The 22,923-nt window shown below is 69.8% G+C and carries 19 protein-coding genes and 1 pseudogene; 13 read left to right on the top strand and 7 right to left on the bottom strand.

Going from position 1 to position 22,923, the window contains the following annotated elements; translation table 11 throughout:
* Positions 1-45 precede the first annotated feature (45 nt).
* The 8 genes from AB0C84_RS26705 to nhaA all read left to right on the top strand — a co-directional run bounded on the left by AB0C84_RS26705 (position 46) and on the right by nhaA (position 6,953).
* Entirely contained in the window at positions 46-1,578 is a 1,533-nt protein-coding gene (locus tag AB0C84_RS26705; protein ID WP_361071499.1) for an AarF/UbiB family protein, read from the top strand.
* A 47-nt stretch (positions 1,579-1,625) separates the two neighbouring features.
* Positions 1,626-2,099, top strand: coding sequence for a nuclear transport factor 2 family protein (locus AB0C84_RS26700; protein WP_361071496.1), 474 nt, complete (start codon positions 1,626-1,628; stop codon positions 2,097-2,099).
* Between the two features lie 121 nt (positions 2,100-2,220).
* Positions 2,221-2,763, top strand: a complete 543-nt coding sequence (locus AB0C84_RS26695; RefSeq protein ID WP_361071493.1) for a hypothetical protein — start codon at positions 2,221-2,223, stop codon at positions 2,761-2,763.
* A gap of 36 nt (positions 2,764-2,799) precedes the next feature.
* The gene (locus tag AB0C84_RS26690; protein WP_361071490.1) at positions 2,800-3,273 is read left to right on the top strand and encodes a hypothetical protein; all 474 of its coding nucleotides are present in this window, start codon (positions 2,800-2,802) and stop codon (positions 3,271-3,273) included.
* A 166-nt stretch (positions 3,274-3,439) separates the two neighbouring features.
* Entirely contained in the window at positions 3,440-4,039 is a 600-nt protein-coding gene (locus AB0C84_RS26685; RefSeq protein WP_361071487.1) for a molybdopterin-dependent oxidoreductase, read from the top strand.
* Entirely contained in the window at positions 4,009-4,719 is a 711-nt protein-coding gene (locus AB0C84_RS26680; protein WP_361071484.1) for a ferredoxin reductase, read from the top strand. Before AB0C84_RS26685 ends, AB0C84_RS26680 begins: the two co-directional genes overlap by 31 nt.
* Positions 4,720-4,735: 16 nt before the next feature.
* A complete protein-coding gene (locus tag AB0C84_RS26675; protein ID WP_361071481.1) occupies positions 4,736-5,047 on the top strand; it encodes a DUF6510 family protein in 312 nt (103 codons plus the stop codon).
* 10 nt (positions 5,048-5,057) lie between these two features.
* Positions 5,058-6,953, top strand: coding sequence for a Na+/H+ antiporter NhaA (gene nhaA / locus AB0C84_RS26670; protein WP_361071478.1), 1,896 nt, complete (start codon positions 5,058-5,060; stop codon positions 6,951-6,953).
* A gap of 36 nt (positions 6,954-6,989) precedes the next feature.
* On the opposite strand, the gene AB0C84_RS26665 is transcribed toward nhaA, so the two are convergent.
* Positions 6,990-7,817: a glycosyltransferase family 8 protein gene (locus AB0C84_RS26665; RefSeq protein ID WP_361071476.1), complete on the bottom strand. Its 828-nt coding sequence runs from the start codon at positions 7,815-7,817 to the stop codon at positions 6,990-6,992.
* Between the two features lie 547 nt (positions 7,818-8,364).
* On the opposite strand from AB0C84_RS26665, the gene AB0C84_RS26660 reads away from it, so the two are divergent.
* The gene (locus tag AB0C84_RS26660) at positions 8,365-9,252 is read left to right on the top strand and encodes an NAD-dependent epimerase/dehydratase family protein (protein WP_361071473.1); all 888 of its coding nucleotides are present in this window, start codon (positions 8,365-8,367) and stop codon (positions 9,250-9,252) included.
* Between the two features lie 145 nt (positions 9,253-9,397).
* Positions 9,398-10,225, top strand: a complete 828-nt coding sequence (locus tag AB0C84_RS26655) for a glutamate ABC transporter substrate-binding protein (RefSeq protein ID WP_361071470.1) — start codon at positions 9,398-9,400, stop codon at positions 10,223-10,225.
* A 102-nt stretch (positions 10,226-10,327) separates the two neighbouring features.
* Here the strand turns inward: AB0C84_RS26655 and AB0C84_RS26650 are convergent, their stop codons facing one another.
* From AB0C84_RS26650 to AB0C84_RS26630, 5 genes are all read right to left on the bottom strand, one after another.
* Entirely contained in the window at positions 10,328-11,311 is a 984-nt protein-coding gene (locus AB0C84_RS26650; RefSeq protein ID WP_258943564.1) for a LacI family DNA-binding transcriptional regulator, read from the bottom strand.
* A gap of 20 nt (positions 11,312-11,331) precedes the next feature.
* Positions 11,332-12,708: a GH1 family beta-glucosidase gene (locus AB0C84_RS26645; protein WP_361071467.1), complete on the bottom strand. Its 1,377-nt coding sequence runs from the start codon at positions 12,706-12,708 to the stop codon at positions 11,332-11,334.
* Positions 12,705-13,541 (bottom strand): carbohydrate ABC transporter permease, encoded by an 837-nt coding sequence (locus AB0C84_RS26640; RefSeq protein WP_258943562.1) that lies wholly within the window; start codon positions 13,539-13,541, stop codon positions 12,705-12,707. Before AB0C84_RS26640 ends, AB0C84_RS26645 begins: the two co-directional genes overlap by 4 nt.
* Positions 13,538-14,536 carry a sugar ABC transporter permease gene (locus AB0C84_RS26635; RefSeq protein WP_361071463.1) on the bottom strand — a complete coding sequence of 333 codons (999 nt, stop codon included), beginning with the start codon at positions 14,534-14,536 and terminating at the stop codon, positions 13,538-13,540. Before AB0C84_RS26635 ends, AB0C84_RS26640 begins: the two co-directional genes overlap by 4 nt.
* Positions 14,537-14,652: 116 nt before the next feature.
* A complete protein-coding gene (locus AB0C84_RS26630) occupies positions 14,653-15,963 on the bottom strand; it encodes an extracellular solute-binding protein (RefSeq protein WP_361071460.1) in 1,311 nt (436 codons plus the stop codon).
* A gap of 298 nt (positions 15,964-16,261) precedes the next feature.
* Between AB0C84_RS26630 and AB0C84_RS26625 the strand changes: the two are divergent.
* The 3 genes and pseudogenes from AB0C84_RS26625 (at position 16,262) to AB0C84_RS26615 (ending at position 20,382) form a co-directional block, all read left to right on the top strand.
* A pseudogene (locus AB0C84_RS26625) lies at positions 16,262-19,200 on the top strand (glycosyl hydrolase).
* 181 nt (positions 19,201-19,381) lie between these two features.
* Positions 19,382-19,777, top strand: a complete 396-nt coding sequence (locus AB0C84_RS26620; protein WP_361071457.1) for a rhodanese-like domain-containing protein — start codon at positions 19,382-19,384, stop codon at positions 19,775-19,777.
* Positions 19,774-20,382 carry a hypothetical protein gene (locus AB0C84_RS26615; RefSeq protein WP_361071454.1) on the top strand — a complete coding sequence of 203 codons (609 nt, stop codon included), beginning with the start codon at positions 19,774-19,776 and terminating at the stop codon, positions 20,380-20,382. The genes AB0C84_RS26620 and AB0C84_RS26615 overlap by 4 nt, the downstream gene beginning before the upstream one ends.
* Positions 20,383-20,416: 34 nt before the next feature.
* Here the strand turns inward: AB0C84_RS26615 and AB0C84_RS26610 are convergent, their stop codons facing one another.
* Complete coding sequence (locus AB0C84_RS26610; RefSeq protein WP_361071451.1) at positions 20,417-22,918, bottom strand: LuxR C-terminal-related transcriptional regulator; 2,502 nt, start codon at positions 22,916-22,918, stop codon at positions 20,417-20,419.
* Positions 22,919-22,923 lie beyond the last annotated feature (5 nt).

Here is a 22,923-nt window from a genome sequence, read left to right as displayed (position 1 = left end):
AACACTGTGCCGTCGACCGATCACACCGGCGGGTAGGGAGAACGCGTGCCCGCAGGCAGGGCCAGCCGCACCATCAAGATCGCTTCTCGGGCGGCCGCCCAGGAGGCGGCCCGCGGCCTCCAGGCGCGGCTGGCCCGGTCGCAGGTCTCCGCCGACGGTCTGCGCAGGCAGGAGCGGGCGAGGGCGCTGCGGGCGATGCTGGAGGACCTCGGCCCGATCTACATCAAGCTCGGGCAGATACTGGCGACCAGGCCCGACATCATGCCCCAGTACCTGATGGACGAGTTCGCCAACCTCAACGATCAGGCGCGCATCGAACCCTTCCCGGTCTTCGAACCCGTCATCGAAGCCGAACTGGGCGGGCACTGGCGCTCCCGCTTCCAGGAGATCAACACCGAGCGGCCGCTGGGCGCCGCCTCCGTCGCCCAGGTCTACCGCGCCGTCTGGACCGACGGCCGTCCCTGCGTGCTGAAAGTGCAGCGCCCCGGAACCTCCGCGGCCATGCTGGGCGACATGGCCGTGCTGCGCAGGATCGCCGGCCTTCTGCACCGGGCGGCCCCGCACATGTGCGAGGTCATCGACGTCAAGTCGATGATGGAAGTGGTGTTCACCGCCATGGAGGCCGAGGTGGACTTCACACGCGAGGCCCGCAACATGAAGGACGCGCGCAAGGCCGCGCGGCACTTCAAGCAGGTCAAGGTCCCCAAGGTCATCGAGGCGACGCCGCGCGTGCTGGTCCAGACCTTCGTCGACGGCACGCCGATCAACCGGGTGAAGGACGACCAGCTGTCGGACAGGCAGCGCAAGAAGATCGCTTACCAGCTGATGGGATTCATGTTCCGCGGGTACTTCGTCGACCGCGCCTTCCACGCCGACCCCCACCCGGGGAACATCCTCATCGACCAGGACGGGAAGGCGCACGTGATCGACTGGGGGATGTACGGAAAGATCGACAGAAACGCGAGCCTGACCCTGCTCAAGGGCCTGGTCGGGATGGCCCGCGGTGACGGGGCGGCCCTGGCGAGAGACTGGATCAAACTGGGCTCGCTCACGCCCTGGAGCAACAGCACCCGTTTCGCCAACGACGTGTCGAACACCATTCCCTACTGGGCGAACGCCACCCTGGAGGAGTTGAACCTCGGGGTCGCCCTGATGTCGCTCGCCCGCTACTCCACCGAACGCGGAATCCAGGTCAGCCCGCTCGTCTCTCTGATCGGCAAGTCGATGGGGAACATCGAAGGATCAGTGCGGTCCATCTACCCCAAACTGAAGTTCGACAAAGCTTTGGGCAGGGTGATGGAGGACATCGCCCGCGAGCTCCTGGCCGACAGCCTCGGTCCGGAGAACGGGATGCAGATGCTCCTGGATTCGATCTACTCGTTCAACAACTCGTCCTCCCAGATGCAGTCCGTCCTCGGCGACATGACGACCGGCCAGCTCGGCATCAACGTCCGGACCAACCAGGCCGACCCCCTCGGCCCGAGGCGGGGGCACCGCCTGAAGCACCATGTCTCCCTCGGTTCCACCGCCGCCGCGACCGCGGCCGAGACGGTGGTCCGGCGGACACTCGGTGGTTGACCGCTCCGCGCCCCCGCGCCGCCCGACCGGAAGGAAGATCCCGCGACATGCCACCGACGAACCCGCCGACCGGTTCGGCGAGCAGGCTCCAATGGCTGGTCGACCGGGCGGCGATCAGCGATCTGCTCATCGACGTCGCCCGCGCGCTCGACGACCGGGACTGGCAGGGCTACGCGGCCGACTTCACCGAGGACGGCGTGCTCACCGTCTCACCGCTCATCGCCCAGACCATCACCCACCGCGGACGCGAGGGCATGGCCGAGTTCGTCGCCGGCAACCTCGGCCGATACGCCGGCACCCACCACCTCAGTACCAACCACGAGATCACACTGGACGGTGACACGGCCGAAGCGCGGTCCTGTTTCTTCGCCGCGCACCTGATCGACGCGAACGACCCGCGACGACACGCCGACGGAGCCGGATGGCACCACTGGAAGCTCCGCCGCACCCCCGCAGGCTGGCGCTGCTCCCACCTCACCCTGGAGATCCGCTACTTCTCCGGCGAAGTCCTCCTGTCCTAGCCGGAGTCCTGCCTTCGGGCCTCTTCCAGTTGGCCATTGTCGCGTAATCTGAGCATCAGTCGGGCAGGGCCCCTGCGTTATGCAGGGGCCCTGCCCATTCCACGGAAGAAGGGATTGCGTCATGGCCGTCGGCTCCAGGCATCCGATTTCGATGACCGTTGCCCAGTGGGGAGTCGTAGACGGTTCGACCGACAACGAAATCGACGGCGCGGTCGTGGCCGGGGACCTCAAAGGCATCGAGGCACTGGCCACCAGCATCCGCGAAGACGCCTGGGACCAGGTACTCCATAGCAAAGGCCGCCAGGACTGGCCGCCGCGAGAACAGGAGATCGTCGTTGCGTTGACGCTCCCCCAGTGGGCGTTGGCCCACGCGATCGTCGATCGCTGGGCGCAGACGGCCGAAGAAATCGGAGACACCGAAAGCGCGGACACTGAACGGCGAGTACGCGACCGCATCCAGGACGCCATGGCCCAGGTGCCTGGGTGGATGCAGACCCGGGACGGCTTCCTCGATACCGATGCCGTGCACGACTACCGTGCCCCCGGCCCCGACCTCTCTGCCATGCCGACGTTCGACACCCACGGGATCATGCTCGATCCGCGAGGACGGGTGCCGTCAACGGCGACCGACACCACCACTTCAAAGAAGCAGGACCGCTCCTGAAGTGCTTGTTCGGCTGATGCCTGGAGGCTTGCTGTCATGGAACCCGTCGCTGGGTGTCTCGCGTGCGATCTTCTTGTCGGGGTACGGCCTCTTCCCGGAGGTCGTCTGGCGGAGTCTTCGGGTTGGGTCGTCGAGCACTCGGTGGGGCCGCTCGGCCTGGGGACGCTGGTGGTCAAGCCGGTGCGGCACGTCGTCCATGTCGCCGAGTTGAGCGTGGTCGAGAGTGCGGCTCTGGGTCCGTTGCTGCAACGAGTGGCCGCAGCGGTGACGAAGGTCGTCCAGCCGGAGCAGGTCTACGTATGCCTCTGGTCCCATGCGGATGCCGTGCCGGGCCACCTGCATTTCGTGGTCCAGCCCGCGACGAAGGCCGACATGGCCCGGTTCGACGCGTTCGGCCCAGCACTGCAGATGGCGATGTTCCGTGAAGGGGCAGTGCCAGACGAGACCGAGGTGGAAGCGTTGTGTGAGCGACTCGGAGCGGCCTTGTCCCTCTCGCCTCATGGAGCGTGAGACGTCGGCAAGGGCACGGTGCCCTGAACACCGTCTCACCCTCATGAGGAGGCTGAGGCGACGGTGGCGGGGGGCGTCGCGTGGTGGGGGTCGCATCGGGCTCGTCGTGTCGGGGAAGGTAGGCCCAGAGGACGGGGTTCGTTCGGCCCGACGAGAGGGGGCTCTGATGGGGATCGTTTCGCCTGGGTTCCACGGGCGGCGGCGCGAATCCGCGGTCCAGTTGCCGCCTGGGCAGTACCTGACCGAGGACTTTCCCGTGCTGTCGGCCGGTCCGACCCCGCGGATCCCAGAGGAGGGGTGGGAGCTCACGGTGGCCACGGAGACCGGGGGCCAGTACCGGTGGACGTGGCGGGAGCTGCTGGATCTGCCGTTCGAGACACCGCACGTGGACATCCACTGCGTCACCAAGTGGTCCAAGCTGGGCACGGACTGGCAGGGGGTGTCGCTGGACGTCCTGCTGGAAGACGTGGAGACCGCGGCCGATTTCGCGCTCGTCTCCTCGTACGGCGGGTACACCACCAACCTGCCGCTTGAGGATCTGCTCAACGGCCAGGCATGGATCGTCTACCGCTATGACGGCGAGGAGCTGGCACCAGAGCACGGGGGGCCGGTGCGGCTTCTTGTACCGCATCTTTACTTCTGGAAGTCGGCGAAATGGTTGCGGGGCATCGACCTGCTGACCGAGAACGAGCCGGGCTTCTGGGAGACCGCCGGATATCACGACTACGGGGACCCATGGCGAGAGCAGCGGTACCAGGGCGACTAGCGTGGCGCGTCGCGCGGCTGGCCGAGACGCGTCGGGAGACGGATACGGCCCGCACGCTCGTCTTCGATGTGCCGGGGTGGCCGGGCCATCTGGCCGGTCAGCATGTCGATGTGCGGCTGACCGCGGCGGACGGCTATACCGCGCAGCGCAGCTACTCGCTCTCCGCGCCTGACCGGGTCGAGCTCACCGTGCAGCGGATAGCGGACGGTGAGGTCTCCCCGTATCTCACCGATGTGCTCGGCATCGGCGATCCCGTCGAGATCCGGGGCCCGGTGGGCGGCTGGTTCGTGTGGCGGCCCGATGCGGGACGGGACGTCCTGCTGATCGCGGGCGGGTCCGGCGTCGCGCCGCTGATGGCCATGGTCCGTGCTCGCCGCCTGGCCGGGAGTGGCGCGCGGTTCCGGCTGGTGTACTCCACGCGCACGCCCGGGGACGTGTTCTACGCCGACGAGCTTCGGCGTCCCGAACCCGGCCTGGATGTCGCGCACGTCTACACCCGGGTGGCACCCGAGGTCTGGCCCCGCCCGCCCGGCCGGCTGGCGGCGGCCGATCTCGGGGACGGGCCGCCCGACCGTGACTGCTTCGTCTGCGGGCCGACGGGGTTCGTGGAGTCGGCGGCCGACCTGCTGCTCGCCCGCGGTCACGACCCGCGCCGGATCAAGACCGAACGGTTCGGCTGAACGGAGGCTGAGCGAGATGAACGTGACCCGCCGGGAGGACACCTCGATGGACCATGTGGACGGCAACGCCTTGGCCGGTCCCCTGAGCGAGCTGTTCGCCGTGGACATCACGGCGGCCACCGGCCGCTGCGTCAACTGCGGCCTCACCGGCCCGATCGCCGAGCTGCGGGTGTACGACCGGGCGCCCGGCCTGGTCGCCCGCTGTCCCGGATGCGGCCACGTCCTCCTGCGCTACGTCCGGACGCCGGACTCCGCCTGGATCGACCTGACCGGGACCGTCTCCCTGCGTGTCCGGCTACCGGACGCGGACGAGGAGGAGCGCGGATGAGCGTCCAGCGGTGACGGAACGCGGAGCAGGCCCGCCCTCCGGCTCGTTCGCCGACCGGACCGCGTGGGCACGCAACCTGCGGACCCCGCTGCGGGAGTTCCTGTACACCGAGACGGGCGGCGCCGTAGTGCTGCTGGCCTCGACGATCGCCGCACTGGTGTGGGCGAACGCGGACGCCTCCTCCTATGACCGGGTGTGGGGGACGCAGCTGTCGATCCGGTTCGGTGGCGCCGGCCTCTCGCAGGATCTGCGGGGGTGGGTCAACAACGGCCTGATGACGGTGTTCTTCTTCGTGGTCGGTCTCGAAGCGCGCCGCGAGTTCGACATGGGAGAGCTCCGCGACCGGCGGCGGTTCGCGCTGCCGCTGGCAGCCGGTGTCGGCGGGATGGCCGTGCCGGTGGCGATCTACCTCGCCTTCAATGCCGGCGGCCCGGCCGCCCACGGCTGGGGCATCGCGATGTCGACCGACACCGCGTTCGCGCTGGGCGTGCTCGCGCTGGTCGGACGGGGCCTGCCCGCACGGCTGCGCACGTACCTGCTCACGGCCACCGTCGTGGACGACGTCATCGCGCTCGCGGTGATCGCGATCGTCTACAGCGGCGACATCGCGCTGCCGCCGCTGCTGCTGGCGATCGGCATCCTCGCGGTGACCGTGCTGGTGCGCGCCCTCGGGGTGCGGCAGATCCCGGTGTACGTCGTGCTGGGCGTCGCCGCGTGGGCGGCGGTCCAGTCCGCCGGGGTGGAGCCGGTGGTCGTCGGCCTGGTCATGGGACTGCTGACGTACGCCCACCCGGCGGCGCGCGACGACCTGGAACGCGCCACCGAGGTGTTCAGGCTGTTCCGGGAACAGCCCACCCCGGAGTTCGCCCGGTCGGCGCGGACCGGGGTGGCGGCGGCGATCTCCCCGAACGAACGGCTCCAACTGCTGATCCACCCGTGGACGAGCTACGCGGTCGTCCCGCTGTTCGCGCTGGCCAACGCGGGCGTCACGATCACCGCCGGGTTCCTGGGCCGCGCCTTCACCTCGACGGTGACGCTCGGCATCGTGATCGGCTACGTGGTCGGCAAGCCGCTCGGGATCCTCGGGTCCTCCTGGCTGGTGACCCGGGTGAGCCGGGGCCGGTTGCGTCCGCCGGTCGGCTGGGCCGCGGTCGGTGCCGGCGGCACGATCGCCGGCATCGGCTTCACGGTCGCCCTGCTGATCGCGACGCTCTCCTTCACCGGTGGGAGGCTGGAGGAGGCCAAGATCGGCATCCTGTCGGCTGCGCTGTGCGCCACGGTCGTGACCTGGGTCGTCGTCCGCGCGACCGCGCTGCTGCCACCGCGCAGGCGGCTGCGCGCGCTGCTCGGGACGGCGGAGAGCATCATCGACCTGGCCGCGCCGGTCGAGCCCGGTCGCGACCATGTCCGCGGTCCCGCGAAGGCGCCGGTCACCGTGGTGGAGTACGGCGACTTCGAGTGCCCGTACTGCGGGCGGGCGGAGCCGGTCGTCCGGGAACTGCTCGCCGACCACGGGGACGTCCGGTACGTGTGGCGCCACCTGCCGCTCAACGACATCCATCCCCGGGCCCAGCTCGCGGCCGAGGCCGCGGAGGCGGCCGCCGCGCAGGGCCGGTTTTGGGAGATGCACGACCTGCTGCTCGACCGTCAGGAGGCGCTGAGCCCCCGGGACCTGGTCCGCTACGCCGGCGACATCGGCCTCGACGTCGACCGTTTCCGTGCCGACCTGCGCCGGCATGCCGGTGCCGGACGGATCGCCCAGGATGTCGACTCGGCCGACCTGAGCGGCGTCTCCGGAACCCCGACCTTCTTCGTCAACGGACGGCGCCACGTCGGCGCCTACGACATCGCCACCCTCTCCGCGGCGGTCCGGGGCGCCCGCAAACGCGCGGCGATCGGCACCTGACACGAGCGGCCGCCTACCACGAGCAGGCTTACCCCGTCAGTCGAGGCTGCTTGCCGAAATTTCGGCTGGCAGGTTCGGGCGCCATCCTGCCCATGGAGTCGCGTCCACGTACTCGAGGAACAACTGGGTGAACTCGGGTCGTGCCAGCGTGGCGCCGGGTTTCATGTCGCCGAGGAAGTGGATGATCGCCGGTCGGTCGCTTTTGCGCTCCGAATAGTGATTCCATCTGCTGGGCAGCGGCTTCCACTGGTTCTGCAACACGACGTTGAAGCCGTACTGGTCGTGCTGGTTCCAGCGATTTCGGATGAGGAGGCGGTGGCGATCGATCTGGCAACGTTGGAGCACGCGTTCGCCGATCTCTTCGGCTCGCCACCGCGCCAGATCGATCACCATCACGCCGGAGTTGAAGTAGGGCGCGTCGCCGTCGAGGCCGATCTCCTGCCAGTGGCTGATGGCGTCCTTGATGACCGACACCAGATCACCGGCCGCGGCGACGGGGTTGCCGTCGAGCGGCATACTCCACAAGGGGAAAAGGTCTTCGAGGACGAGCGTGTCCGAGTCGATGTAGACGGCGCGACTCACGGTGTCAGGATAGATCTTCGGCAGGAGGCACCGGAAGTAGTGGGGATCCAGTATCAGCGGATCGGCCTCTATCCCCCACCCCCGATAGCTGGCGGGATCCATCGAAACCCAGCTTACGGCGATCTGATCGGCCAGGCTCTCCAGCCTCTCCTGATCCTGTTTGGAAACACCCTTGTGCATAATTGTCAGCTCAACTTGAGTGCTCGCACTCCGGTTGGTCGCCAGCGAATGGACCATGGCGGCGGTGTACGGCAGATAGTTCTCATCAGTCGCCGTGGCCACCCATATGACTGGATCCTTCGACCGCGTAGAGCTGTCTTCGGCAGAGGCATCACCAGTCACGGACTCTCCCCGGATCGGTGGACATTACGCGCCCATCAATGCGTCCGCATATTACATCACCATGAGTATATTTGTCCAGCAAAGGTTCGGCGACCATCGTGTCCGCCGCGCCACCCCAAGATGATGACAGTGAAGCCATATAAGGCAGGTGCGGCGCCCCCAGTTGCGGATGTCCGAAATTCGGTCGCCATTACGTGACCTGGGAACACATGGTATATCGTAGCGGCGACCAATGGAGCCTCCCAAGGGGCCGGCTGCGAGGCCGTGTCGCCGCACCGTTGATGGTATCGACCTTTCTCACGCCCCCTCCCCCAATGGTTTCTGCTCGGTTGCGGCGGAGCCGACGGCCCTTCTCATGCCAGCACGGACATCCGTTCAATGAGGCGTGACCTTAAGCGACCGGCTCCTGTTGGAGCATCGCTTCGGTAGCCGGAAGAGTTCGGCGCCAGAGTTTCTGTGCAGCCTCGATGTTGCGAGAGGAAGCAGAATGACTCGAGTACTCGTGACAGGTTCGTCCGGGTTCATCGGACGCCACGTCGTGACGCGGTTGCAGTCCGACGGTCTGGACGTGACGGGGCTGGATCGTCGAACGGGCCACAACTCAGGCGACTTCATCCACAAGGACCTGCTCGACCTCCGAGAGGACCTCCACCTTCACCATCGTCTGAAGTCCTTCACTCATGTGATCCATCTCGCCGCAGAGGCGTACGTCCCCACATCCGTCACCCATCCCGATCGATACGTGCAGAACAATGTGATCGGGACGACCAACCTCATTGAGGTACTAGCCGCAGCACCCCACGTCACCCGTTTCCTTCTGGTCTCCTCATGCGAGGTATACGGCACGACGTCCGCGCCGGTGGACGAGTCGGCGTCGCCGCGACCTGCGAGCCCCTACGCCGCGAGCAAGCTGAGTCAGGAGGCGTTCTGCCAGGCGGCCGCACAGTGTTGGGGACTGCCTCTGGTCACCGCTCGGCTCTTCAACAACTATGGCCCAGGTCAGCAGCCCGACCGTCTGATTCCAGCGCTGATTCGAGCCTGCACCGAGGGAACCGAGTTCAGCATGACCTCGGACGGAGGCCAGACTCGGGACTGGGTTCATGTCCGAGATACGGCCGACGCCTTGGCGCGCCTGCTTTTTGCAGATGACGTGCAGGGCGATATTTACAATGTGTGCGCCGAGAACGAGGTTTCCGTGCATGAGATATGCCAGCTGGTGTTCTCGCACGTGGAGGAGCCGCCAGAGGTCGTACACGCCTCAGCGATCGAGGGCCATCTGCGCCGTTCAGCCGGGATCGGCAGGAAACTGAGAAAAGCAACCGGATGGTCCCCTTCGGGTTCGCTGGACGGCCACCTGAAGGAGGCGTTCACGTAGTGAGCCTCGGGCTCATCGGAACAGCATCGAGGCAACGCCCGCCCCCACTCCGGTCACTGCTGCGTGGAGTTCGGCCCGCACGGCGAGTGAGTCCGGCGTCCGCCTCCGGCGCCTTCAGCCGGTCTATGGTCATTTCGTCGGAAACGTGCGGGAGGTCCGGGTGGCGATGGGGCGGGTTCTGGCGGCGGTCGTGCTGGCGGGTGGAATGCTGACAGCGTGCGGCCCGGGCGGCTCCGAGTCGGTGCTGGACGAGCCGACCCTGGTGGTGGGGGTGCGGCCGGACCTGCCGGGGCTGGGGCTGCGGCGACCGGACGGCCGGTTCGAGGGGTTCGACATCGATGTCGCGCGGTACGTGGCGGACCGGCTCGGGAAGAAGGTGCGGTTCGTCCAGGTGCTGGCGTCCGAGCGGATCACGGCGCTGACGTCGGGGCGCGCCGACCTCGTCCTCGCGACCCTGTCGGTCACGCCCGAACGCAAGACGCAGATCGCGTTCGCCGGGCCGTACTACATGTCCTACCAGGACGTGCTGGTCCGGGCGGACGAGCGCGGCGTCAAGGGCGTCCGGGACTTGACGGGGCGCCGGTTCTGCGCTGTCGAGGGGGCCGACCCCATCCAGCGGCTGCTGGCGGTGCACGGGATGACCGCCAGGACCGTCCCCGCCAAGAGCTATGACGAGTGCATGAGCATGATCAAGGGTCGGAGGGTGGACGCGATCACGACGAACGACGTGATCCTGGCCGGCCTCGTCCGGCGGGAGGGCCGCGGGTATCGGCTCGTCAACGCTCGGATCAGCGAGCAGAACACCGGCATCGGGCTCCGCCGCGGCGATGTCGAGGGGTGCGAGGCGCTGAACCGGGCGATCACCCGCATGTACCAGGACGGGACGGCGGCGCGGTTGATGAACCGGTGGTTCGGCGGCACCGGGCTGGACCTGTCGATCATCGAGGTGCCGCAGTTCGAGGGGTGCGTCTAGGGTCTGTCTCGTTGGCGGCGTCAGCCGGGGCCGGCGACCGCCCGGCCGAAGGGCCGGATCCGCAGACCCGGTCCCTCCGGCCCAGCGCTCACACCGGCTCGGTCAGGCGGACTCGCGGACGACCAGTTCGGTGGGAAGGATCTTGTAGCGTTCCCGGTCCGGCGGGCGCCGGCCCTCGGCCAGGGTCAGCAGCAGGTGGACCATCGCGGCGGCCTGCTCGCTCACGGGCTGGCGGACGGTGGTGAGCGGCGGTTCGCAGTAGCGCGCCGCCTCGATGTCGTCGAACCCGACGACGGCGACGTCGTCCGGCACGCGGCGCCCGGCGGAGCGCAGCGTGCGCAGCGCCCCGATCGCCATCATGTCGTTCGCGGCGAACACCGCGTCGAGCGCCGGATCGTCCTCCAGCAGCTGCCGCATCGCCTCCGCCCCGGACTCGCGCGTGAAGTCGCCCAGCGCGATGATCGGACGGCGGCCGGCGTCACGCAGGGCCTCGCGGTATCCGGCGAGCCGGTCCTGCCCGGCGACCATGTCGAGCGGGCCGGTGATGGCGGCGATCCGCCGGCGGCCGGTGCCCAGAAGATGGCGCACGGCGGCGGCCGCGCCGCCGGCGTTGTCGTTGTCGACGTACGGCAGGTCCACCGGAACCGTGGGCCGGCCGTAGGAGACGACCGGGACGCGCAGGCGCCCGAGGGCGGCGGGCAGCGGATCGGCTCCGTGCATCGACATCAGCATGACGCCGTCCACGTGACCGCCCGCCACGTACCGCTCGACCCGCGCGTGCCCGCCCGGCGACCCGGCCAGCATGAGCACCACCTGCTTGTCGGCGGCCTCCAGTTCGACGCTGGCCGAGCGGATCACGGTGGAGAACATCGGATCGTCGGAGAACACCCGGGTGGGCGGCTCGGACACCACCAGGGCGTAGGAGTTGGTCTGCCGGGTGACCAGGCTTCGCGCCGCCGGATTGGGCACGTAGCCCAGCTCCCTGATCGCCAGCTCGACGACCTCCCGGATGCGCGGGTTGACGGTCGCCGACCCGTTCACCACCCGGGAGACGGTGGCCCGGGACACGCCCGCGCGTGCGGCCACCGCCTCCAGTGTGGGCCGGCTCAATCTCGCACCCCGTTCCTGCGGATCACGTCGCGGAACCACAACGCGCTGTCCTTCACGATGCGGCGCTGAGAAGCGTAGTCGACGTAGACGATCCCGAATCGGCGCCGGTATCCCTCGGCCCATTCGAAATTGTCCAGCAGCGACCAGACGAAGTACCCGCGCAGGTCGGCCCCGGCCTCGATGGCGGCGTGGGCGGCGGACAGGTGGCCGCTGAGGTAGGCCATCCGGTCGGCGTCGGCGACACGGTCGCCGTCCGGCTCGTCGGGGAAGGCCGCCCCGTTCTCGGTGACGACCAGCGGCACCCGCGGGTGGTCGCGGGACAGGCGCGTGAGCAGCGCGGTCAGCCCGGTCGGCTCGATCGGCCAGCCCATCTCGGTGGTCACGCCCCGGGCCGGCAGGAACGCGATGCCCTCGCTGCCGGGGTGGGCCGGGTCGGCCGGTGCGCCCGGCACGGCGGCCACGTACGTGGGGTTGTAGTAGTTGACGCCGAGCAGGTCGATCGGCTGGGCGATGGCGGCGTCGTCGCCGTCCACGATGTGGCCGAGTCCGCCGTGCCTCTCCACGATCGCCCGCACGTCGGACGACAGGGCGCCCTTCAGCACGGGGTCGAGGAACTGCCGGTTGACCAGGCCGTCCACCAGCCGTACCGCGTCCGCGTCCGTCCCCATGACGGGCGAGAGGTTGAGGGTGAGGCAGATCTGCGGCGCACCGCCGGCCCGCAGGGCGGACGTGCCGAGCCCGTGGGCGAGCAGCAGGTGGTGGGCGGCTCGGAACGCGGCGGCGGGGTCACGGCGTCCGGGCGCGTGCAGGCCGGACGCGTACCCGAGGAACGCCGCGACCCATGGCTCGTTGAGCGTGGTCCAGGCCGTGACGCGGTCGCCGAGCCGCTCGTGCACGGCCGACGCGTAGTCGGCGAACCTGAGGGCGGTGCTCCGGTCGGCCCATCCGCCGCGCTCCTCCAGCGCCTGGGGAAGGTCCCAGTGGTAGAGGGTGGCGTACGGGTCGATGCCGTGCGCGAGGAGTTCGTCGACCAGGCGGTCGTAGAAGTCCAGGCCGCGCGGGTTGACCGGGCCGGACCCGTGGGGCTGCACCCGCGGCCAGGCGATCGAGAAGCGGTACGCGGGCAGTCCCAGTCCGGCCATCAGCGCGACGTCGGCGGCGTACCGCCGGTAGTGGTCGCAGGCGACCTCGCCGGTGTGGCCTCCGGCGACGGCGCCGGGCCGGGTCGAGAAGACGTCCCAGATCGACGGGCCGCGCCCGTCGTCGCCGGTCGCGCCCTCGATCTGGTACGCCGCGGTGGCGGCGCCCCACACGAATCCGGGTGGGAAGGCGAGCGTCCGGCCGGACGCGCCGGTGTCGGTGCGCGTGGTCATCCCTTGACCGCCCCCTGCATGATGCCTCCGATGATGCGTTTGCCGAGCAGGGCGAAGACCAGCACCAGTGGCAGCGTGGCCACCGCGGTGCCGGCCAGGCCGAGCGAGAAGTCCTGGACGTAGCCGCTGGCGAGGGCGGACAGCGCGACCTGGACGGTCGGGTCGTCCGGGGTGAGGACGACCAGCGGCCAGAAGTAGTCGTTCCAGGCCGTCATGAACGTGAGCATGCCGAGAACGGCGGCGGCGGGGCGCGCCACCGGCGCCACGACGTGCCAGAAGAGCCGCCAGTTGCCGCAGCCGTCGACGCGGGCGGCCTCCAGCAGCTCGGTCGGCAGCGCCCGGGACAGGTACTGGGTCATGAAGAAGACCCCGAACGCGTTGACGAGGGCGGGGGCGATGACCGCGTACAGGGTGCCGGTCCAGTGCAGCTTGATCATCAGCATGTACAGCGGGATGATCCCGAGCTGGGTCGGGATCATCATGGTCCCGACGGTCAGCCCGAGCAGCAGGGTGCGTCCGCGAAAGCGCAGCTTGGCGAACGCGAACCCGGCCAGCGTCGAGAAGAACACCACCGACAGGGTGATGGAGCCCGCCACGATCAGGGAGTTCAGCAGCGCCAGCGCGAACGGCGCGGTGTCGAAGACCTTGGCGATGTTGGCGAGCAGGTTGCCGCCCGGGACCATCGGCGGCGGCACCTCGGCCATGGCGCCGTTGTCCTGCGAGGCGACGATGACGCTCCAGTAGATGGGGAAGGCGGAGAAGAACGCCACCCCGATCAGCGTGAGGTGGGTCAGCCTGTGGGGCAGCGAACCGCGGGCACGGAACCCGGTCATGACAGGCCCCCTTTCATGCGGCGGGCGAGCAGGAAGTTGACGCCCACCGCGACCATGACGAGCAGCAGCATCAGCCAGGCGGCGGCCGACGCGTAGCCGAAGTCGAAGTTGCGGAAGCCCAGCTCGTAGAGGTAGAGCGACAGCGTCTGGAACTTGCGGCCCGCGCCGCCGGTGGCGATCGCGGCCGGGCCGACCTGGGCGCCGAAGAGCATCGGCTCCGCCATGATCTGCATCGAGCCGATGGTGGACACGATCATCGTGAACAGGAGGGTCGGCTTGATCATCGGCACGGTGATCGAGCGCAGCTGCTTGAGCCGCGACGCTCCGTCGATGGTGGCCGCCTCGTACAGCTCCCGCGGGACGGCCTGCATCGCGGCCAGGTAGATGAGGGCGTTGTAGCCGGTCCAGCGCCAGATGATCATCAGGGCGATGGCCACGTGGCTGGACGCGGTGCCGGCCTGCCAGTCGACGCGGCCGGCGCCGAGGTGGGTCAGCACCATGTTGATCAGGCCGTAGTCGCGGCCGAACAGCTGGCTGAAGATGACGACGACCGCGACGACGCTGGTGACGTTGGGCAGCAGCAGGGTGATGCGGTAGAAGGTCTGCGCCTTCAGCGGCCGGTTGAGCAGGTGGGCCAGCCACAGCGCGAGCAGCAGCTGCGGCACCGCCGACAGCACGCCGATCGACGCCGTGTTGAACGCCGCGTTCCAGAAGTTGCCGTCGGACAGCAGGGCGCGGAAGTTGTCGAGGCCGACGAAGCCCTGGTCGCCCTTGAGCAGGCTCCAGTCGTGCAGCGCGACCCAGGCCGTGTACAGCAGCGGGAACAGCCCGAACACGGCGAAGATCACAAGGAAGGGCGAGACGTAGGCGTACGGGCTGACGGCGCGGTCGAACCGGTTCCACCGCGAGCCGCCCGGCCGGTGCCGGGCGCGGGTGGGGCCGGTTCGCCGCCGGGCGGCGGAGGTGGGGAGCGGGTCGGTCTGGCGCAGGGCCATGGAAGATCCTTTCGTGAGCCGGCCCGGACGCCGCGCGGGCCTCCGGGATCGGCGCGTGCGGCCGGCGAGTCCCCGGGGGAACCGGAGACCCGCCGGTGCGCCGTCACGCCGGCGGGCTACTTGACCTTCGACACGTCGTCCAGGGCCTGCTTCCAGGCCTGGTCAGGGGACTGCCTGCCCTGGTCCACGCGGGTCAGGCCGTTGCCGATCGCGGCCCTGACCTGGCCTTCGGCCGGACCGAGGTGCTGGGGGTCGAGGCTCTTGGCCGAGTCGGCGTAGATCTTCCCGACCGGCGCCCCGTTGAAGAACGGGTTGGTGTGGTCGCGGACTTCGGGCTTGTCGTACAGCGCCGGAAGTGAGGGGAAGTTGCCGATGGCCTTGAACACCGCCTCCTGCTGCGGTGCGGCGGAAAGGAACCGCACCAGTTCGGCGGCCTCCTTCTGATGCTTGCCCTGGGTCGGCACCGTGAGGTGGGTGCCGCCCGCGCTGCCGCCGCCGCCCGGGATCGCGGCGATGTCCCACCGCCCGGAGGAGCCCGGGGAGTGCTCCTGGATGTAGGCCATCATCCAGGCCGGGCAGGCGACGGTCGCGAAGGAGCTCTTGGCGAAGCCGGTGTCCCACGCGGGCGTGAACGAGGTCAGTTTGGCCGACAGGCCGTCCGCGACCATCCGCGTCGACAGGTCCCACGCCTGCTTCACGGCGGGGTTGGTGGCCGCCACGACCTTGTCCTGCCGGTCGTACACGCCCTCCGGGGCCTGCGCCACCATCGCGCGGAAGAACTCGCCGGGGCCGTCCACGAACTTCGCGCCGGACGGAGCCTTCGCGGCGAAGCGCCGGCCCGTGTCCAGGAACGCCTGCCAGGTCGGCCACAGCGCGGAGACCTTGGCCCGGTCGGCCGGCAGCCCGGCCTTCGCGAACAGGTCGCGCCGGTAGCACAGTGCCAGGCCGCCCACGTCCGTGCCCAGTCCGATCACCGCGCCGTTCGCGGCGACGCCCTGCTGCCACTTCCAGGCCAGGTACTCGCTCTGCCGGGTGGACGCGCCGTACTTGCGCAGGTCCACGAAGCGCTGCGGCTGCGCGGTGTAGGTCCCGATGTAGCCGACCTCGATCGCCTCGACGTCGGCCGCGCCGCTGCCGGTCGCGATGTGCGCGGCCAGGTTGGTGTGGTGGTCGTCGTAGGTCGCCTGGCGTTCCTTGATCCGGACGTTCGGGTGCGCCTGCTCGAACTGGCGGTAGAGGGGCTCGAACCCGAAGTCGCCGAACAGGCCGACCGACAGCGTGATGTTCTCCTTGCCGGCGGCGGCCGATCCGCCGCAGGCTCCGGCCAGGAGCAGCGCGCCGGCGGTGATGGTCGCGGTGAGGGCACGCGCGGGCGTCCCTCCTCGCGTGCGGGGACGGGCGCGGCGGCCGCCCAGTGTCGGTCTCATGAATCCTCCGGGGCCGAGTGATCGTCTGCTAGCGAGAGAGCGCTCTCCCAAGAGATTGGGCCGTCTACTCGTCGACTGTCAACGGGTTCGCCCACAAGTATGCTGCGTTGCCGCCCCATCACACGTGTCCAGGATTCGGTGTTGACGGTGCCGGAAGATTGCGCTCTTCTGTGTGAGAGCGCTCTCTCGTCTGCGCCTTCCGCGCAGCCCCCGCCCGCCTGCCCTCCACCCACCCCCCTCCGCACGGCATGTTCACGTCCCCCGACGCCGTGCGGATCAGATCTGGGAGGCGTTAACGATGACCGCGTCCGACATGTCCCGGCCACCAGGCCGCCGGCGGCCGATCCGCGTCCGCCCGCGCCGTCCGTACCGGGCTCTGCTCGCCGCCGGCGTCGCCATGCTGATCGCCGGAGTCCTGTCCCTGGCGGCCCTCCACCCCGGCGACGCCGCCGCCGACACCATGGGTGCCGGCGGCTACACCACCACCCAGGTCGGCCCGCTGCCTTCGGGATGCGGCTCGATCTCGACCGACCCGCGCCAGTGGGTGACGGCCGACGCCCCGTCCGGCGCCGTGCCGACCAACGACTGGTGGTCGTCCATCCTGTGGAAGCGCACGAACTGCGCGTACGGCGAACCGCTGGCCGCCAACCCGCTGAGCTTCCGCGCCCAGGCCGGCGGCCTCGGGTTCTCCTACACCACGACGCCGTCGATCAGCGGCTCCGCGACCGGTCCCGGGGAGTACCACTTCCCCTACGGCGAGGACTTCGTCGCCGGAGTGGCGCAGCTGAACTCCTCCGAAGTCAAGGTCGACGGCTGGAGCGACTGGACGGTCAGCCCGTATCTCAGCGACGGAGCGCGCTCCCTGCGCGCCACGATCGGCAAGGGCCTGCCGTTCGCGTACTTCCGCACGTCCGGAGGCAACGCGCGGATCGCCGCCTCCGGCGGGGCCACCCCGACCGTCTGGTCCAACAGCGGTTCCTGGATCGGTTACACCATCAACGGCCACGACTACGCGGCCTACGCCCCGTCCGGAGCGACCTGGACGGTCAGCGGCTCGACGATCGGCTCGACGCTCGCCGGGAAGGACTACTTCTCCGTCGCCGTCCTGCCGACCACCGCGTCGAGCAGCGATGCCGACCGGAAGAGCCTGGCGACGGCCTACGGAAAGTCCGCCTATAACCACGTCACCGGCACAGCGGTCGCCTACCGGTATGACGAGGCGGAGAGCGCCGTGACGACGACCTACAAGTTCACCACCACCGCCATGGAAGGCGGCGGCACGGGAACGGTCGCGGCGCTGCTCCCCCACCAGTGGCGATACTTGGCGGCGGGCACCCCGCTGCCGCAGACGTACATCTCACCGCGCGGCTCCCTCAAGGTCCTCACCGGGATCGGCTCCTTCACCACCTCGATGCGGTTCCACGGGGTGCTCCCGGAGGTGCCCGCCGTCGCGGACTCCGGCGGATCCGACGCGGCCACCCTGCAGAACTACCTCGACGCCGAGAAGCCCGACCCGACCAGGCAGGTCAGCGACGACACGTACTGGACCGGCAAGGGGCTGGGGCGCGCCGCCCGCCTCGCGGAGATCGCCGACCAGACCGGGAACGCGGCGGTACGGGACGCGGCCCTGTCGGCGATCAGGTCGAAGCTCACCGACTGGTTCACCGCCCCGGCCGGGAAGACCGCGCACGTCTTCTACTACGACAGGAACTGGGGCACGCTCATCGGCTACCCGGCCTCCTACGGGTCGGACCAGGAACTCAACGACCACCACTTCCACTACGGCTACTACATCGCCGCGGCGGCGACCCTGGCCAAGTTCGATCCCAGTGGGCGTCCACGGAACGGTACGGCGGAATGGTCGACCTGCTGATCCGCGACGCGAACAACTACGACCGCGCCGACACCCGGTTCCCCTACCTGCGCGACTTCGACATCTACGGCGGTCACGACTGGGCGTCGGGGCACGGGTCGTTCGCGGCGGGCAACAACCAGGAGTCGTCGTCGGAGGGCATGAACTTCGACAACGCACTGATCCAGTGGGGGCAGGCCACCGGCAACACGGCCGTCCGCGACGCGGGCATCTACATGTACACGACGCAGGCGGCGGCGATCCAGGACTACTGGTTCGACACCAAGGACCAGATCTTTCCCAGCGGCTTCCCGCACCGCGAGGTCGGCATGGTCTGGAGCGACGGCGCGGCGTACTCCACCTGGTTCTCCGCCGATCCGGCCAAGATCCAGGGCATCAACCTGCTTCCCGTCACCGGCGGCCACCTCTACCTCGGCCACGACCCGGACTACGTGCTCACCGACTACAGGGACATGCTGACCAACAGCGGAACGACCCAGCCCTCCTCCTGGACGGACATCTGGTACGAGTTCCTCGCGCTCGGCGACGGGGACAAGGCACTGGCCGACTTCCGCGCGAACAGCGGCTTCACGTCCGAGGAGGGTGAGAGCAAGGCCCATACCTTCCACTGGGTCCGCAACCTGGCCGCATTGGGGCACGTCGACACGAGCGTCACTGCCGACAGCCCCCTGAGCAGCGTCTTCGTCAAGAACGGCGCACGGACGTACGTCGCTTCCAACATCACCTCGACGGACCGCACCGTCCACTTCTCCGACGGCACGACTCTCGCCGTGCCCTCCGGCAAGACGGTCGCCTCCGGGGCGAACGAGTGGAGCGGCGGCAGCGCGACCGGAGGCGGCGACGGTGGCGGAACCCCCACGCCGACGCCGACGGTCACGCCCACCGGGACGCCCTGGAAGTCGACGCTGTATCCGCAGAGCGATGGGAGCGTGCTGTCGTCCCCCGGCACGACCGGCACCGCGACACTCGCATCGGCCGGCGGGCAGAACCACGACGGGACGCCGACCAACCCAGTGACCTTTACCGCCAAGGGAGTGACCCTCAAGTACAACGGCGGCGCCACCACCTTTGACCTCGCGGTCGACGCCGGGACCGCAGTAGCGAACGGCCCCCAGGTGCGGATCTCCTACGACCGCACCGGGGACGGGACGTGGGACAGGGTGGAGACCTATCACTACTACGCCACCGACCCGCAGCCCGGCTACGAGCACTACACCCAGACCGCAGGTCTGGAGTCGGCGACCGGATCCCTGGGCGACCTGGACGGCGGCACCGTCAGGATCGAGGTCTGGAACGCCATCGGCGCCAACCCGACCACCCTCGGCACCGGCGACAAGTCCATCGTGACCCTGCCCTACAACTGACCGCACGCCCTTTGCGGGCCTTAGACGCGGCGAGGCTCCTGGCAATGCGAAGCCGACCAAGAACGACCGCACTGCCAGGAGCTCCTCCCCGGACGGTGTCTCCGTACTGAGCACGGATGTGCGTTCTGCCGGACCCTTGTCAGATGGGAGGCAAGGACACCCGACAGTTCGAGGTGAGGAAATGAGCGGTTCCGTCCGGCATCTGGTGACTCGCGCGCGAGACGAGGTACGCAACCTGTCGGTGCCAGAGGTCGCCGACGCGCTGGAAGGCGGCGATGTGACGCTGGTCGACCTGCGTGAGCCCGACGAGGTCCGGCGCGAGGGCGCCATCCCGGGCGCGATTCAGGCGCCCCGTGGAATGCTGGAGTTCTGGGCGGATCCCGCCAGCCCGTACCACCGTGAGGAGTTCGTCCCGTCCGCGCGGACGATCCTCTACTGCGCGTCCGGCGGCAGGTCGGCGCTGGCCGCGCAGACGCTGCAGGTGCTCGGCTACACCGACGTCGCACATCTCGACGGCGGGCTGGCCGCGTGGAAGGAACAGGGCCGTCCGGTCACCTTCGCGGCGGGACGGCGATGAACGAGATCGGCTTCCTCGCGGCCCCTCCCATGACCGACGAGGCGCAGCGCATGTTCGACGAGGACGTCGCCGACACCGGTCACGTCATGAACAACTCCAGGCTTTGGGCCTACCGGCCCGGCCTCGTCGCCGGGCTCTTCGAACTGCTTCGTGAGGCCGGCAAGGCGGCCGGGCTGGACGCCCGCGAACGCGGCATCCTCATCGCCGCGTGCGCTTCGGCCGCCGGCGACTCGTACTGCGCACTGGCCTGGGGATCCCGGCTGGCGGAGGAGAGCGACGCGGACACCGCCGCCGCCGTGCTCCGCGGCGCCGACGCCGGGCTGACCGCCCGGGAGCGGGCCCTGGCCGGTTGGGTGCGCAAGGTCGCCGTCATACCCCACGGCACCGCCGGAGAAGACGTCCAGGAGTTGCGCGACACCGGTTGGGACGATCTCCAGGTCTTCGCGATCACGGTGTTCGCGGCGCTGCGCATCGCGTTCTCGACCGTCAACGGCGCGCTCGGCGCACGTCCGGACGCCGCCTTCCGCGCGACCGCTCCCCCGGCCGTCCTCGACGCCGTGACCTTCGGCCGACCGATCGAGGACGAGACCTCGAAGCTCAGCTGACGCCTCGGGCGGGAAAGCGGCCGGTCACAGGGCTTCAGAGCGAGGGCAACGCGGTGAGCGGGGCGCTCCGGCCGGTGGCGAGGGCCATGGCGAAACCGGCGGGTCCGAGGCGTTCGCGGAGGACGGTCCGAAGCGGCGGCTCCGGGCTCGCGGGTGACCTCGGAGCGAGGTTCTCGGCGGCGCCCAGCAGGATCGCGGCGCGGTCGGATCGCCCGGCCGCGTGATCGGCGTCGGCGAGCAGGAGCAGGCTCGTCACCAGCACGTTCCGGTCGCCCAGGCCGACGGCGATCTCCAGGGCCTCGGCGAGGTGCCGCCGGGCGGGCCCGTGGTCACCGGCGGAGGCGACGGCGCCGCCGAGCCCGTGTAGGCACCGTGCCGCACAGCGCAGGTCACCGATCTGGCGGAACTCGGAAAGCAGCCGGGCGAACCGGGGTCCGGCGGCGGTGTGGTCCTCACGTGCCTGGTCGAGGCGGGCGAGGGCGAGTTCGGTGTGCAGGCGCTCGTGCTCGTTGCCGCTGGTCCCGGCCAGCCGGCCCGCCTCGGCCAGCCAGGTCGCGGCCTCGTCGAGACGGACGCGGTCCTCGATCGCGAGATTGGCCATGTGGAAGAGGCAGTTGGAGCGTTTGACCGGGTTGTGGAGTCGCTCGAAGAGGTCGGCGGCATCCGCCAGCCGGGTCAGGGCGGCCGAGGTGTCCGGCGCGGACAGCCCGAGGCGGAACAGCGCCAGAGCGCGATGCCAGTCGTCGCCCAGCCGCTCGAAACGGGAGACGGCCCCTTCAAGGACCTCGAACTCGCTGCCCTGCTCCACCGCCGCCGCCCTCGCCGTCCAGCCAACGGCGAGCAAGGCCAGCGCCTGGTCCCGCGCCGAGGAGTTCCCGGCGCGCTCGTACGCCTGTTCGGCGAACCTCCGCGCCCGTTCGGTGTCCTGGTAATCGAGCAGGAAGGCGCAGGTGATCGCGGCGCGGACGCCCAGGGAGCCCTGCGGGAAGGGGTGCTCGTCGAGCAACGTGCCGAGCCAGTCGAAGAGCTCGCCACGGGCGCCGAGCACTTCCCATCCGGTGCCGATGCCCGCGAGGAACTCCCACGCGACGGTCGTCTCCGGCTGCTGGAGAGCCCATTGCATCCCGGCCCGAAGGTCCGCCCAGTGGTGCCCGAACCAGCGGAGCGCGGCGGCCTGGTCGCACCCGCACAGGTCGGTCAGCGCGGCCACGCCCTGCCCCAGGTGGTGGCGGGCGTGCTGTTCCCGTGCCGCATCGGCGGTCCCGCTCGCCTGGAGCCGCCGGTGCGCGAACTGGCGGACGCTGTCGAGCAGCCAGTACTCGGTCGTCTCGTCCCGCCGCCGACGCGAGATCAAAGAGCGGTCCAGGAGGCGCGGGAAGACCTGGACGAGGGTGGCCGCGCTCAGCGGCGGATAGCCGAGGATCCGTGTCGCGGTGTCGTAGTCGAACGTGGACGGGAACACCGAGCAGCGTGCGAACAGCAGCCGCTCCTCGCCGCTCAGGAGCTCGTAGCTCCAGTCCAGCGCCTCCTCAAGGGTGCGGTGCCTGGCCGGTGCCCCGTGCGGCCCGTCGGTCAGCACCGCGAACCGGTCGTCCAGCCGGGTCCGCAGCTCCGCCGCGGAGAACGCGCGGGTCCGGGCCGCCGCGAGCTCGATCGCCAAGGGCAGGCCGTCCAGCCTGCGGCAGATCACCGCCACGTGCCGGGCGTTGTCCGAGGTGACCTCGAAACCGGGCGAGACCGCGGCGGCGCGGTCGGCGAACAGCCGCGCGGACGCCGCACTCAGCACGGCCACCGGATCGTCGCCCTCCTCGGGGACCGCAAGCGGCGGGACCTCGTAGACGACCTCCCCCGCCACCCGCAGCGGCCCGTGGCTGGTGGCCAGCACATGGAGGCCGCGCGTGGTGGCCAGCAGATCCGCGAGCAGCGCCGCCGCGCCTTCGGCCACATGCTCGCAGTTGTCGACAAGGAGCCAGTGCCGGCCCTTCGCGAGCGCGGCGCGGATCCGGGCGCGGGAACCGCCCCCTTCCCCGTCCCCGGCGACGAGGCCGAGAGCGTCGGCGAACTCCCGCTCCACGCTCTGGCCGGGCGGGACGCGGGCGAAGTCGACCAGGACGGCGGGCGGCAGGGCGGTCACCGCGTTCGCCAGTCGCAGCGCCAGCCGGGTCTTGCCGGCCCCGGCGGGCCCCGTCAGCGTCAGCAGCCGGTTCTCGCGGACGAGCCGGCGCAGGTCGTCGATCTCCGGGCCACGTCCGACGAACGAGGAGATCGGTTTGGGCAGGGCGGCGGCGTCGCGGAGCGCCCTCAGCCGCTGCGCCGCCTCGACCAGGATCCGCCGGTTCGGCGCGGCCTGCCGGTCCGGGCCGCCGAGCTTGCGGAGGAGCGCCGAGACGTGGCTTTCCACGGTCCGCTCGGACACGTGCAGGGCATCGGCGATCTCCTGGTTGTGCAGGCGGTCCCCGACGAGCCAGAAGATCTCCAGCTCACGGGGCGTCACCCCCGCCGCCCGCAGCTCGTCCGGAAAGACGTCCGATCCCACCCTTG

This window comes from Actinomadura sp. NPDC048955, from assembly GCF_040649435.1.
GTDB classification, from domain to species: Bacteria; Actinomycetota; Actinomycetes; order Streptosporangiales; family Streptosporangiaceae; genus Spirillospora; species Spirillospora luteofluorescens.
Note: the sequence above shows the minus strand (reverse complement) of the source record. Positions and strands in the feature narration are given on the sequence as shown.